General features: G+C 64.9%; 14 protein-coding genes. All 14 read right to left on the bottom strand.

Features of this window, described 5'->3' with window-relative positions:
- Positions 1 to 101: 101 nt before the first annotated feature.
- Positions 102 to 518 (bottom strand): helix-turn-helix domain-containing protein, encoded by a 417-nt coding sequence (locus G6P99_RS00220; protein ID WP_029082430.1) that lies wholly within the window; start codon positions 516 to 518, stop codon positions 102 to 104.
- 261 nt (positions 519 to 779) lie between these two features.
- Positions 780 to 2393: an apolipoprotein N-acyltransferase gene (gene lnt / locus G6P99_RS00215; RefSeq protein WP_029082429.1), complete on the bottom strand. Its 1614-nt coding sequence runs from the start codon at positions 2391 to 2393 to the stop codon at positions 780 to 782.
- Positions 2390 to 3502 carry a hemolysin family protein gene (locus G6P99_RS00210; RefSeq protein WP_029082428.1) on the bottom strand — a complete coding sequence of 371 codons (1113 nt, stop codon included), beginning with the start codon at positions 3500 to 3502 and terminating at the stop codon, positions 2390 to 2392. The genes lnt and G6P99_RS00210 overlap by 4 nt, the downstream gene beginning before the upstream one ends.
- A gap of 1 nt (position 3503) precedes the next feature.
- On the bottom strand, positions 3504 to 4001 hold the full coding sequence (gene ybeY / locus G6P99_RS00205) for an rRNA maturation RNase YbeY (protein ID WP_029082427.1): 498 nt from the start codon (positions 3999 to 4001) through the stop codon (positions 3504 to 3506).
- A 68-nt stretch (positions 4002 to 4069) separates the two neighbouring features.
- A complete protein-coding gene (locus G6P99_RS00200; protein WP_029082426.1) occupies positions 4070 to 5065 on the bottom strand; it encodes a PhoH family protein in 996 nt (331 codons plus the stop codon).
- A 65-nt stretch (positions 5066 to 5130) separates the two neighbouring features.
- Positions 5131 to 6519 (bottom strand): tRNA (N6-isopentenyl adenosine(37)-C2)-methylthiotransferase MiaB, encoded by a 1389-nt coding sequence (gene miaB, locus G6P99_RS00195; protein ID WP_029082425.1) that lies wholly within the window; start codon positions 6517 to 6519, stop codon positions 5131 to 5133.
- A gap of 202 nt (positions 6520 to 6721) precedes the next feature.
- Positions 6722 to 7405 (bottom strand): HAD family hydrolase, encoded by a 684-nt coding sequence (locus G6P99_RS00190; protein WP_165126976.1) that lies wholly within the window; start codon positions 7403 to 7405, stop codon positions 6722 to 6724.
- A gap of 5 nt (positions 7406 to 7410) precedes the next feature.
- A complete protein-coding gene (locus tag G6P99_RS00185) occupies positions 7411 to 7863 on the bottom strand; it encodes a Fur family transcriptional regulator (RefSeq protein ID WP_029082423.1) in 453 nt (150 codons plus the stop codon).
- Positions 7864 to 7930: 67 nt separating this feature from the next.
- Complete coding sequence (gene rimI, locus G6P99_RS00180; protein ID WP_029082422.1) at positions 7931 to 8416, bottom strand: ribosomal protein S18-alanine N-acetyltransferase; 486 nt, start codon at positions 8414 to 8416, stop codon at positions 7931 to 7933.
- Positions 8413 to 9108: a tRNA (adenosine(37)-N6)-threonylcarbamoyltransferase complex dimerization subunit type 1 TsaB gene (gene tsaB / locus G6P99_RS00175; RefSeq protein ID WP_029082421.1), complete on the bottom strand. Its 696-nt coding sequence runs from the start codon at positions 9106 to 9108 to the stop codon at positions 8413 to 8415. Before tsaB ends, rimI begins: the two co-directional genes overlap by 4 nt.
- An 88-nt stretch (positions 9109 to 9196) precedes the next feature.
- Positions 9197 to 9766 carry a NifU family protein gene (locus tag G6P99_RS00170; protein WP_029082420.1) on the bottom strand — a complete coding sequence of 190 codons (570 nt, stop codon included), beginning with the start codon at positions 9764 to 9766 and terminating at the stop codon, positions 9197 to 9199.
- A 142-nt stretch (positions 9767 to 9908) separates the two neighbouring features.
- Positions 9909 to 10403 (bottom strand): universal stress protein, encoded by a 495-nt coding sequence (locus G6P99_RS00165; RefSeq protein ID WP_029082419.1) that lies wholly within the window; start codon positions 10401 to 10403, stop codon positions 9909 to 9911.
- 158 nt (positions 10404 to 10561) lie between these two features.
- Positions 10562 to 10957 (bottom strand): hypothetical protein, encoded by a 396-nt coding sequence (locus G6P99_RS00160; RefSeq protein ID WP_051346467.1) that lies wholly within the window; start codon positions 10955 to 10957, stop codon positions 10562 to 10564.
- A gap of 29 nt (positions 10958 to 10986) precedes the next feature.
- Entirely contained in the window at positions 10987 to 12039 is a 1053-nt protein-coding gene (trpS, locus tag G6P99_RS00155) for a tryptophan--tRNA ligase (protein WP_029082418.1), read from the bottom strand.
- Between the last annotated feature and the right edge of the window lie 48 nt (positions 12040 to 12087).

The following is a 12087-nucleotide window of genomic DNA, read 5'->3' as shown; positions in this document are numbered from 1 at the left end:
TGCTCAAACAACGAGCTAAAGCGCGATGACTGATCGCGCCTTAGCGTGCGCCGGAATGACATATTCCAGATTTGACGATCTCTCAAACGGATATGGCCGGATCAGGCCTGTTCGGACGCCTCGCGCGCCGCGATCTGCTCGACCAGTTCGACGATGCTGCGGCGGAGCTTGGCGTCGGCGATGCGCGTGAAGGCGCGGGTCAGGGCCAGGCCTTCGGCGGTTGCCAGAAAATCGGAGACATAGCTCGGCGAGGCGCCCTCGCTGAAGCCGTTCTCGGTCCTGACGCCGCTCGGGCCGCCGTCGAACAGGAAGGAGACCGGCACCTGCAGGATTTCGGAGATCTGCTGCAGCCGGCTGGCGCCGACGCGATTGGTGCCCTTCTCGTATTTCTGCACCTGCTGGAACGTCAGGCCTAACGCCTCGCCCAGTTTCTCCTGACTCATGCCGAGCATGATACGTCGCATGCGGACGCGGCTGCCGACATATTTGTCAACAGGATTGGGCGCTTTGGTGGACATTTCCAACTCTCCTAAGGGATTGCGCGCCCGTGGCTGAGGCAAGTTGGAAGTGGAGTATGCCTCAGGCGCCGGTGCCGTCAAATCCTGCAAGGAGGATCGGGACGAAATGCGGACAATTTGCGCAAAGGGGCTGACTTGGCTTGTGATTTCGCGTGGACCCGTACAATGCGAAGTGCACGGTCGATCTGTCAACTGGTGGAATCGCGCTGAGGTAAATTTCGACACTTTTTCGGGTTCGGCGACAACTGCCGATATCTGTGGTCAGGCCTTTCGCCTCACAAAACGGCGCCGCAGCACGAACGCCAGCGCTGTGATCACAATCACAGCGGCGGGGATGTTCCCGATGCGCGCATAGATCGTCGGCGCCAGGGCCGTGGGCAGGCCGGCATCGAGCACGCCTTCGATGCCGAGCCCAAGCTGTGCAACGATCCGCCCAACCGGGTCGATGATGGCCGAGACGCCCGTATTGGCGGCGCGCACCATCGGCAGGCCTTCCTCGATCGAGCGCAGCCGGGCCTGCTGCAGGTGCTGATAGGGGCCGGTCGAGATTCCGAACCAGCCGTCATTGGTGACATTGACGATCCAGCCGGGACGGTCGTCGCGGCTCACCACATTGCCGGGAAATATCGCCTCGTAGCAGATCAGGGGCAAAGCGCGCGGCGCGTTCGGAATGTCGAGGGTCCGGCGGATTGTGCCCGGAATGTAGCCGCCCTGCATCTTGGTCAGCTGCTCGAAGCCGAGCTTCTCCATCCAGTCCTGGAACGGCAGATATTCGCCGAACGGCACCAGATGCAGCTTGTCGTAGACCGCGAGCACGCTGCCATCATGGTCGATCACGTAGATCGAATTGTAGGCGCGCGTGACGCGGACGCCGGGCGGCAGATCGGGCGCACGCACTGAACCTGTGATCAGCACGGTTCCCTTTGGCAGCAGCTCGGCAATCTGCGCCATCGCATCGGCTTCCTTGGTCAGGAAGAACGGAAACGCGGATTCCGGCCAGATCAGGATGGTGGAATCGCTCACGCCTGTGGAGTGCGGCCCCGAGGCCCGATCCGACAGAGTGAGATATTTCTGCATCACCGCCGCCTTGGCGGAGTAGTTGAACTTGGCGTCCTGCTGCAAATCGGGCTGCATGATGCGGAGCTTGACGCCGTCGACCATCCTGGTCGGCTCCTGTGAGAGACGGACTGCGCCGAACGCCAGCATCGCCGCCAGAACCAGCACGGCTGCGACCGGTGCGCGCCACGGCTTGCGGCCGCGTGAGGCGCCGTCGATCAGCACGGCGGGGCTCGCGAAGATCGCGACCGCCAGGAACGTCATGCCCCACAACCCGATCAGCGACGCCGTCTGGGCGAGCGCCAATGGCTCGGTCAGCGCGTAACCGAACGCATTCCACGGAAAGCCGCTCAGGAGATGACCGCGCAGCCACTCCGATATCGTCAGGCTGACGGCGAGCGCCAGCACGCGCGAGGCATCGCGCGGCCAGATCAGCCGCGCCAGCGCGAAACCGAAGGCGGTGAACAGCGCGAGATAGGCGGGCAGGCCGAGCACGGCGAACGGCGTCAGCCAGGCGAAGGTCTGCGCATCGACGAAGAACGCGTAGCCGATCCAGTACAGGCCCGGCACGAAGTAGCCGAGGCCGAACCAGAAACCGGACAGCGCCGCCGCGGGCACGCCGCGCCAGCGCCCGGCGGCACTGCCGTCGATCAGCCAGACCGCGATGGAAAAGGTCAAAAACAGAACGGGCCAGGCGTTGAACGGCGCCATCGCCAGTGACGACAGCGCGCCGGCTGTGAGTGCGAGGACGGCGCGCTTCCATCCCCAGGTCAGGATGACCGCAAGGCCGATCGATCGGAGCCGGTCGGAGAGCCTCACTGCGGTCCGGCTCCCTCGCCGGGCGGCGGCAAATTGTCATTCGCCTGTGGCGTTCCGGAGTCCGGGGACTGCTCGCGGCGCCGCTCGCGCTCCTTGCGCGGCGTCGGCCGTTCCTTGCGCGCGCTGATTCGCACCCGCTTGACCCGTCGCGGATCGGCGTCGAGCACCTCGACCTCGTAATTGCCGGGCCCCGAGATCACCTCGCCGCGCACCGGCAGCCGGCCGACAAACGACACCAGATAGCCGCCGAGCGTCTCGACCTCCTCGCCGGCCTCGCCGATCACGAAATCATCGCCGATCACCGAGCGGACATCGTCGAGGCTGGCGCGCGCGTCGGCGATGAAGGAGTTGTCGGCCTGCCGAACGATCGACGGCGGTTCGTCCGAATCGTGCTCGTCGTCGATCTCGCCGACGATCTGCTCGACGATATCCTCGATCGACACCAGCCCGTCGGTGCCGCCATATTCGTCGACCACCAGCGCGAGATGGATGCGCGAGGCCTGCATCTGCGCCAAGAGGTCGATCGCGCGCATCGACGGCGGGATGTAGAGCAGCTTGCGGATGATATTGGCGTCCGCCAGCGGCAGTGCGAGATCGACCGTGCGCAGGTCGAGCCCTGCCGGGAACGGCTTCTTGCGCTTCGTCTTGGTCGCGTCGGTGACGCGCGCTCTCGCGGTCATGAAGGCGAGCAGGTCGCGGATATGCACCATGCCCTCGGGGTCGTCGAGCGTCTCGTTGTAGACGACGAGCCGCGAATGCGCGGCGCTCTCGAACAGGCTCATCAATTCGCCGAGCGGAATGTCGCGCTTGACCGCGACGATGTCGGCGCGGTGCACCATGACGTCGGCGATCCGCCGCTCGTTCAGCGACAGGATGTTGCGCAGCATGGTGCGCTCGATCGCCGAGAAGCCGACATCGTCGGGCGTCGAGGCGTCGAGCACCACCTGCAGGTCGTCGCGCACCGAGCCGGCCTTCCAGCCGAACAGCGTACGGATCGCGCGCACCAGCCAGCCTTCGGCGGGCGCACGTTGCACCTCGCCTTCGTGCACGACGGCGGGCAGGTTGCCCACGTTGCGCGGATTGTCGTGCGTTGGTTCGGAATCCGGCATGTCAGGCGGTCCGATCCGCATAGGGGTCGGGAATGCCGAGAGAAGAGAGGATCTCGCGCTCGAGCGCCTCCATGTCCTCGGCATCGTCGTCGTTCTCGTGGTCGTAACCGATCAGATGCAGGAAGCCATGCACCGCGAGATGGCTCAAATGATGGTCGAACGGTTTCTGTTCTTCATCGGCCTCGCGCCGCGTCGTCTCATAGGCGATCGCGATATCGCCGAGCATGCGCGGGGCATCGTCCTCGCCGCCGGCGCCTTCGGGCTGCAGCGCCGGAAACGACAGCACGTTGGTCGGCTTGTCGATGCTGCGCCAGTTGGCGTTGAGCGTGCGGATGCCGGCGTCGTCGGTCAGCATCACCGCAAGCTCGGCGTCGGCGACATCGGCATCGGCGATCGCGGCGGCAGCCTCGATCGCGCGATGGATCACCGCGTCGGCGTCGGGCTCGGCCTGCCAGCAGTCGGCGGTGACGAGAACCTCGGTTGCAGGAAGAGCAGACACGGTCGTTTCAAAATCTGCGTTATGGCCGGAACCCGCGTCGTGCGGGCTCGCGGCCGAAGCTATTGGTCTCAAGATCTGGCGTTTGCCGGCTTTTGCGGCAATCCCTCATAGGCGGCCACGATGCGCGCCACCAATTCATGGCGGATCACGTCCTCGGCCTTGAAATGCACCTGGGCGATGCCCTCGACGCCATCGAGCAGCTTCACGGCTTCCGTGAGCCCCGAAGCCTGGCCATGCGGCAGGTCGACCTGCGACGGGTCGCCGGTGACGATCATCCGGCTGTTCTCGCCGAGACGTGTCAAGAACATCTTCATCTGCATCGTCGTGGTGTTCTGCGCCTCGTCGAGGATGATGGCGGCATTGGTCAGGGTGCGGCCGCGCATGAAGGCGAGCGGCGCGATCTCGATCTCGTTGCCTTGCAGCGCGCGTTCGACGACGCGGGCATCCATCAGATCGTACAGCGCGTCATAGATCGGGCGCAGATACGGATCGACTTTCTCCTTGAGGTCGCCGGGCAGGAAGCCGAGCCGCTCGCCGGCCTCGACCGCGGGCCGGGTCAGGATGATGCGATCGACCTCCTTGCGCTCGAACAGTTGCGCCGCATGGGCGACCGCGAGCCAGGTCTTGCCGGTGCCGGCCGGACCGACGCCGAACACCAGCTCGTGCCGCTTCAGCGCGCGGATGTAGGAATCCTGCGCCGCGGTGCGGGCGCGCACCGGACGCTTGCGCAGATTGATGGTCTCGAAGGTCGGCTTGGCGGTCTTGTTGTCGAATTCGAACAGCGATCCCTGCGCGATCACGGCGCGGATCGCACCTTCGACCTCGCCCTGATCGAGATCGTGGCCCTCGACGGCCTGCGCATAGAGCGTCTCGAGCACCCGCCGCGCGGCGTCGCAGCCGTCGCGGGAGCCTGCGATGGTGAGGTGATTGCCGCGGGAATCGACCACGACGCCGAGCCGCCGCTCGATCAGCGCCAGATTCTGTCCGTAGGGGCCGACCAGTGCGGATGCGGCGCGGTTGTCGTCGAAATCGATGACGACCTGGGTCTCAGGTGGAATTTGCATGTCGCGGTCAGGTTTGCGGCTGGGAGCAAGCGAAGGCGAATCCGATGCGCTTTTGGGCAAGGATTTCAGGCTCCAATGGTCTGCGAAATGAAATTTGGTGCGGCTGTCGTGGCCAGCTCGCCGATCAGGCTGTAACGCTCGAGGCTGTCGATCCTCACGGAGCGGACCTGGCCGATAATGTCAGGCGATGCCATCACATGGGCAGGCTGCAGATAGGCGGTGCGGCCGACGATCTGTCCCGGATTGCGCGCGGCGCGCTCGAACAGCACTTCCACCGTCGTGCCGATCGCGGCCCGGTTGAAGGCCGACTGCTGGCTGTCGATCAGTTCCTGAAGCCGCCCCAAGCGCTCGTCCATCTCGGCTGCTGACACCGTCTCCCGCATCTCCGCCGCCGGCGTGCCCGGCCGTGGCGAATACTTGAATGAATATGCCGCAGCGTACCCGATTTGCGTGACAAGCGCGAGAGTGGCGGAAAATTCTTCCTCAGTCTCTCCGGGGAAGCCCACGATAAAATCTGATGAAAAAGCAATGTCTTGCCGCGCGGCACGGAACCGGTCGATGACGCGCCGGTAGTCATCGGCGGTATGTTTGCGGTTCATGGCGGCGAGGATTCGGTCCGCCCCCGATTGCACCGGCAGGTGCACGAACGGCATCAGCTCGGGCAAATCGCGATGCGCCGCGATCAGCTCGTCGTCGACGTCGCGGGGATGGCTGGTCGAATAGCGCAGCCGTCTGACGCCGGGAATGGTGGCGAGCCGCTGCAACAATTTGCCGAGCGGCCAGACGCGGCCGTCGGGACCTTCGCCGTGATAGGCGTTGACGTTCTGTCCGATCAGCGTGAATTCGCGCACACCGTTGTCGGCGAGCTGCTTGACGTCGTCGATGATCCTGGCGACCGGACGCGAGACTTCCGCGCCGCGCGTATAGGGCACCACGCAGAAGGTGCAGAACTTGTCGCAACCTTCCTGCACCGTGACGAAGGCGGAGATGCCGCGGGCGCGGATCGCATCCGGCTTCGGCTGCGGCAGGAAGCCGAACTTGTCCTCGACCGGGAATTCCGTTTCCAGTGCGCGGCCGTTTTCCTCGGCGCGCTTCAGGAGCGCGGGCAGATGATGATAGCTCTGCGGCCCGACCACGATGTCGACGGTCGGCGCACGATGGATGATCTCGGCGCCCTCCGCCTGCGCGACACAGCCTGCGACCGCGATCTTCATCTCGCGGCCCTGGCGCGCGGCCTCATCCTTGGCGACCCTGAGCCGCCCGAGTTCGGAATAGACCTTCTCCGACGCCTTCTCGCGAATGTGGCAGGTGTTGAGGATCACGAGGTCGGCGTCATCGGCGCTCGCGGTCTCGACAAAGCCCTCGCTGGCCAGCGTGTCCACCATGCGCTGCGCATCGTAGACGTTCATCTGGCAGCCATAGGATTTGATGTGCAGCTTGCGCGGCGTCGTCATGGAACCCTGAATGCGAAAAGGAAACGGCGCCATCGGGGCGCCGGGGCTGAAATATAGCTTAAACCGGCGAAAAGCCAGCTTTTCACCCCGTCATTCTGGGATGGTCCGAAGGACAAGACCGCAGATGCACAATTGTGCATCGGGGAATCTCGAGATTCCGGGTTCGCTCCCCACGGTCGCGCCCTGGAATGACGGAGTGGGCTCAGCCGGCGATCTGGACTTCAGCCCCGATTTTAGCGATCAAATCGGGCAATTGGCGCATATCGGCGAATGTGACGGCGGCGCCGGCCTGGCGCAGCAGGTCCTCATGATCAGCCGTGCAGTGGCTGCCGCCGTGGAAACCGAGCACGGTCATTCCGGCGGCGCGGGCGCCGGTGACGCCGGCCACGCTGTCCTCGATCACGACGCAGCGCGAAGGGCGCGCGCCCATCTGGGCGGCCGCGAACAGGAAGAGATCGGGGGCCGGCTTGCCGCGCTTGACCTGCGTGGCGGAGAAAATATGCGGCGCGAGCTGGTCGTAGAGCCCGGCGCAGGTCAGGCCGTGATGGATCTTTTCCGGCGTGCCGCTCGACGCCACGCATTTCGGCAATTCGAGCGCGGCGATCGCGTCGCCGACATGCGCGATGGCGCTGAGATCGTCGGCATAGAAGCTCAGCGTCGCATGCTTGACGTCGGCCTCGAATGTGTCGGGCAACGCACGGCCGATCTCGCTCTCCACGATCCGCCGCGCCTCGCGGTCGGACACGCCGAGGAAGCCCTTCAGCACGCCGTCCGGCGTGATCGGAAAGCCGTGACGGGTCAGCGTCTCCGCATGCGCGCGACACGAGATCACCTCGCTGTCAACGAGCACGCCGTCGCAATCGAAGATGACGAGATCGAAGCCCACCCGGTTTACGACTTGCTGTCTTCGTCGAGTGGGACGCAATAGAGCTCGAGACGGTGATCGACCAGCTTGTAGCCGAGCTTGCGTGCGATCTCGGCCTGCAGTTTCTCGATTTCCTCTGAGGTGAATTCGATCACCTTGCCGTCGCGCAGATTGATCAGGTGGTCGTGATGGCTCTCGGGCATCTGCTCGTAGCGCGCGCGGCCCTCTCGGAAGTCGTGACGCTCGATGATGCCGGCGTCCTCGAACAGCTTGACGGTGCGATAGACCGTCGAGATCGAAATCTTGTCGTCGACCGCGACGCAGCGGCGGTACAGCTCCTCGACATCAGGGTGATCCATGGCCTCCGCCAGCACCCGCGCGATCACGCGGCGCTGTTCGGTCATGCGCATGCCGGTCGCGGCGCAGCGCGCCTCGATGCCGGTATTTTTATGCGCAGGCGGGATTTTCACCGTGGTCATGGGTTTCAGGCCGTATTCTTCAAACCTTGGGTGGCAGAGCGGGGGCTTTTCTGCCATCGCGCGGATGTTACGACAAGTCGCGCCGCATCAGAAGTGCGTTCAAATGTTCCCCGCCGGGCTGCTTGTAATAGCGTTCGCGGCGGCCGATCACGCCGAATCCGGCCCTTTCATAGAGCCGTCGCGCCGGCTGATTGTTCTCTTCCACCTCGAGGAAGATGGTGCGGATGCCGCGGCCGGCAAGATGGCCGAGATGGGTCAAGAGCAGGTCGCGCGACAGGCCGCGCCCGCGCTGATTGGAATCGATCGCAATCGACAGGATTTCCGCTTCGTCCGCCGCCATCCGCGACACGGCGAAGCCGATCACCTTGCGTCCCTGCCGCAGCCGGTGCACCAGCGTGTTGCGCTCGGTCAGCATCGTTTCGAATTCGCCTTCGCCCCAGCCGCGGTGAAACGACGCGCCGTGCAATTGCGCGAGCCGCGCCGCGTCACGCAGGGATGCGGGCTCGACCGCGGGCGTGCCGCCGCCCCACCATCGTGACAGCCAGCCGGTCATGTCGATGGCGGCGTGCTGACTTCGAGGCGATCCTTCGGCGGCTTCGCGTCGGGTGCGCGCAGATAGAACGGCCGCGGCGGTGCAGTGTCGGGATCGACGGCCGCGCCGACCCAGGCAACCCAGGTAATGTCAGGCGCTGGCTGCCTGTCGACCTTGACCGGCGGCGTGGCGTCCGCAGGCCAGCGCTCGGCAAGGATATTTGCGGCGTTGCCGACCAGATGCAGCGCGCCGAACTGTGCGGCCTCGAGCGCTTCCGCGATCGGCGCAACCTTTGGCTTGAGCATCAAGCTGCCGTCGCCGCCCACCAGCTGGAAATAGACGTGGTCGTGCCGCGCATCGATCGCCGACAGGATCGCGTGCTCGCCATTCTCGGCAACCACGGGCGCGGCGTAGGCCGCGAGCGTCGACAGCCCGACCACCGGCTTTTCCGCTGACAGCGCGAGGCCGCGCGCTGCCGAGAGGCCGACGCGGAGGCCGGTGAAACTGCCGGGGCCGGTGGTGACGGCGATGCGGTCAAGCCCTGCAAAGCCGATGCCGCTCTCTTTCATCACCCGGGCGATCAGCGGCATCAGCGCCTCGGCATGGCCGCGCTGCATCGCCTGGGATTCGATGGCGATGGTATTGCCTGAGGTGGTGTCGAGCACCGCCGCGGAGCAGGCGTCGAGCGCGGTATCGATGGCGAGAATCATCATGGGAGGGCGAATAGCGAATGGGGAATGGCGAATTGGCAATTACAGGAGAACGCTATTTGCCATTCGCCACGCGCCATTCGCCGCTCCATCACATCGGCCGGACTTCCTGCACGTCGGGCACGAAGTGCCGCAGCAGGTTCTGGATGCCGTGCTGCAAGGTCGCGGTCGATGACGGGCAGCCGGCGCAGGAGCCCTTCATGTTGAGATAGACGATGCCGTCCTTGAAGCCGCGGAAGGTGATGTCGCCGCCGTCATTGGCGACTGCGGGACGCACGCGGGTCTCGATCAGGTCCTTGATCTGCTCGACTGTTTCGGCGTCTGCCTCGTCGAAGAACTCGTCTTCCTCATCGCGTGCGTCGTCGCTTCCAGCGGTGCCGTCGGCGAGCAGCGGCGCGCCGGACATGTAGTGCTCCATGATCGCGCCGAGGATCGCGGGCTTGAGGTGCTGCCAGTCGCCGTCCGCCTTCGTCACGGTGACGAAGTCGGCGCCGTAGAACACGCCGGTGACGCCGGTGACGGCGAACAGCCGTTCGGCAAGCGGCGAGCGCGCGGCGGATTCCGGCGATGAGAATTCCATGGTGCCGCTGTCGAGCACCGTGCGGCCCGGAATGAATTTCAGGGTGGCGGGATTGGGTGTGGCTTCGGTCTGGATGAACATTTGCTGTCTCCGGCGTCGCCGGTTCAAGGCCGGCGCGTTGGGTTCCCCTACCAGATGGCAATTAAAAAGCCCGCGATCAAGCCGCAAAACCGCGGTTCCAGGCCCGCATCCATGCTCTGGAGCGGTTTCGGAGCCGATAACGCTAGGACAGGGCGTCGATCTCGGCGTCAGACAGGCCGCCGGGCACGATGGTCACGGGGATCGGGAATGCCCCCACGGTCTTGGCCATGGTGGTGATGATCGGCCCGGGCCCCTCGGCGCCCGGATTGGCGGCCAGCACCAGCATCGCGATATCGACGTCCTTTTCGATCACGTCGAGGATCTGCTCGACAGGGTCGCCCTCGCGAATCACCCGCTCCGGGGTGATCGCGGCGATCCCGTTGGCGCGGCCGGCGGCGCGGTCGAGCGCCTCGTTGGCGGCTTCCTCGGCCTCCGCGCGCATAATGTCGGCCACCCCGAGCCATTGCTGGTTCTGGTCCTCGGTCTCGATCACCCGCAGCATCAGGACGCCGCCGCCGACCCGGATGGCCCACCGGCTGGCGTAATAGACCGCACGGTCCCATTCCGCCGTGTCGTCAACGATGACGAGGCATTTCGGCTTGTGACCTGTCTCGTAGCTTCGTCGCTGGGTGGTCATGCATGTCCCGGTGCTGGCCACGAGCATGATCCGGAGCCGGAGGCCGCGGCAGCGAAAAGTGTGAAGCGGTTTTCCGAACCAGATCATGCTCAAACAAGGCCCATGGTGCCACGGCGCGGCCGTTTCCGACAAGCGGCGTTGCAGCGTCGGAGCGCGTTCTAGCTTGCGCGATCCCACGGGATAGGAGCGGGCGCCTTCGCAAGTGCGACACTGGCCTCATCGGCGTGGGCGACCGCAATGATGTGCCGATACTCGAACGGCAACTCGGTTCCGAGCCAGAATTGATCGTTTTCTGCGATCGAGTTGGGCTGGTTGTCCAGCATCCCGATATAGCCGGTCGGGGTACGTTCGCGGACGATCACCCACATTCGCTCCACGGCCCCGTGTTCGTCACCCTCGACGGCGATCTTGAAGATCAACTTGGCGAGGTCGCCGGGCTGGAGAAGGCGCCGCAGCGCCAGATCCGGGATGTGAAAGGTTGCCGGAGCCGCGCGCTGGTATTCCTCGCCATCTTCAAGACACCAGCCGTCTCTGACGTAATCGGGTGTCCTCACGAACCTACAGCGTTCGTTGAACGCTCTCCCTAGCGCGGGCGGATGAAGCCGACGATGTCCTTGGTGATGCGCATGGTCTCGTCGGCGATGCCGCGGGCGCGGTTGGCGCCGTCGGCCAGCACTGCGTCGACATGGCCGGGATCGGCCACCAGCTTCTTCATCTCGGAGGCGATCGGCGCCAGTTTTGCGACGCACACCTCGACCAGCGCGTTCTTGAAGCTGGAGAATTGCCCGCCGCCGAACTGCGTCAGCACCTCCTGCTTGGAGACGCCGGCGAGCGCGGCATAAATGCCGACCAGATTGTCGGCCTCGGGCCGCGGCTCCAGGCCCTTCTCCTCCGACGGCAGCGGCTCCGGATCGGTCTTCGCCTTGCGGATCTTCTGCGCGATGGTATCGGCGTCGTCGGTGAGGTTGATGCGCGAATTGTCCGACGCGTCCGATTTCGACATCTTCTTGGTGCCGTCGCGCAGGCTCATCACCCGGGTCGCCGGCCCCGTGATCAGCGGCTCGGGCTGCGGGAAGAGCAGACCGTCGGCAAAGCCGTGGCCGCGGATCGAATCCGCGAAGTCGTTGTTGAACTTCTGCGCGATATCCCGCGATAGCTCCAGATGCTGCTTCTGGTCCTCGCCGACCGGCACATGGGTGGCGCGGTACAGCAGGATGTCGGCGGCCATCAGCACCGGATAATCGTAGAGACCGATGGAGGCGTTCTCGCGGTCCTTGCCGGCCTTCTCCTTGAACTGCGTCATGCGGTTCAGCCAGCCGATCCGGGCCACGCAGTTGAAGATCCAGGTCAGCTCGGCATGGCCGGCGATCTGGCTCTGGTTGAACACGATGTGCTTCCTGGCATCGATACCCGAGGCGATGAAGGCCGCGGTCACCTCGCGGGTGTTGCGCGCGAGCTCGGCCGGGCCCCCCCAGACCTCGACGCCTTGCGTGATCGCATGCATGTCGACGACGCAATAGATGCAGTTATGGGTCTGCTGCATCTTCACGAAGTTGACGATGGCGCCGAGATAGTTGCCGAGGTGCAGATTGCCCGTCGGCTGGACGCCTGAGAAAACCCGTTCAACGAACGCCATGGTCTCGATTCCCGGAAATGGTCGGCTTTGCGGCGTCGTTTGCCATTT

The sequence above is a fragment of the Bradyrhizobium sp. 6(2017) genome, from assembly GCF_011058295.2.
Classification (GTDB): domain Bacteria; phylum Pseudomonadota; class Alphaproteobacteria; order Rhizobiales; family Xanthobacteraceae; genus Bradyrhizobium; species Bradyrhizobium septentrionale.
This window is presented reverse-complemented; position numbering and strand designations above follow the sequence as displayed.

Bases quoted from the DNA above. Each gene is read 5' to 3' on its own strand.
- G6P99_RS00220 (WP_029082430.1), bottom strand. From the start codon at position 518: ATGTCCACCAAAGCGCCCAATCCTGTTGACAAATATGTCGGCAGCCGC.
- G6P99_RS00210 (WP_029082428.1), bottom strand. From the start codon at position 3,502: ATGCCGGATTCCGAACCAACGCACGACAATCCGCGCAACGTGGGCAAC.
- G6P99_RS00200 (WP_029082426.1), bottom strand. From the start codon at position 5,065: ATGCAAATTCCACCTGAGACCCAGGTCGTCATCGATTTCGACGACAAC.
- miaB (WP_029082425.1), bottom strand. From the start codon at position 6,519: ATGACGACGCCGCGCAAGCTGCACATCAAATCCTATGGCTGCCAGATG.
- G6P99_RS00185 (WP_029082423.1), bottom strand. From the start codon at position 7,863: ATGACCACGGTGAAAATCCCGCCTGCGCATAAAAATACCGGCATCGAG.
- rimI (WP_029082422.1), bottom strand. From the start codon at position 8,416: ATGACCGGCTGGCTGTCACGATGGTGGGGCGGCGGCACGCCCGCGGTC.
- tsaB (WP_029082421.1), bottom strand. From the start codon at position 9,108: ATGATGATTCTCGCCATCGATACCGCGCTCGACGCCTGCTCCGCGGCG.
- G6P99_RS00170 (WP_029082420.1), bottom strand. From the start codon at position 9,766: ATGTTCATCCAGACCGAAGCCACACCCAATCCCGCCACCCTGAAATTC.
- G6P99_RS00165 (WP_029082419.1), bottom strand. From the start codon at position 10,403: ATGACCACCCAGCGACGAAGCTACGAGACAGGTCACAAGCCGAAATGC.
- trpS (WP_029082418.1), bottom strand. From the start codon at position 12,039: ATGGCGTTCGTTGAACGGGTTTTCTCAGGCGTCCAGCCGACGGGCAAT.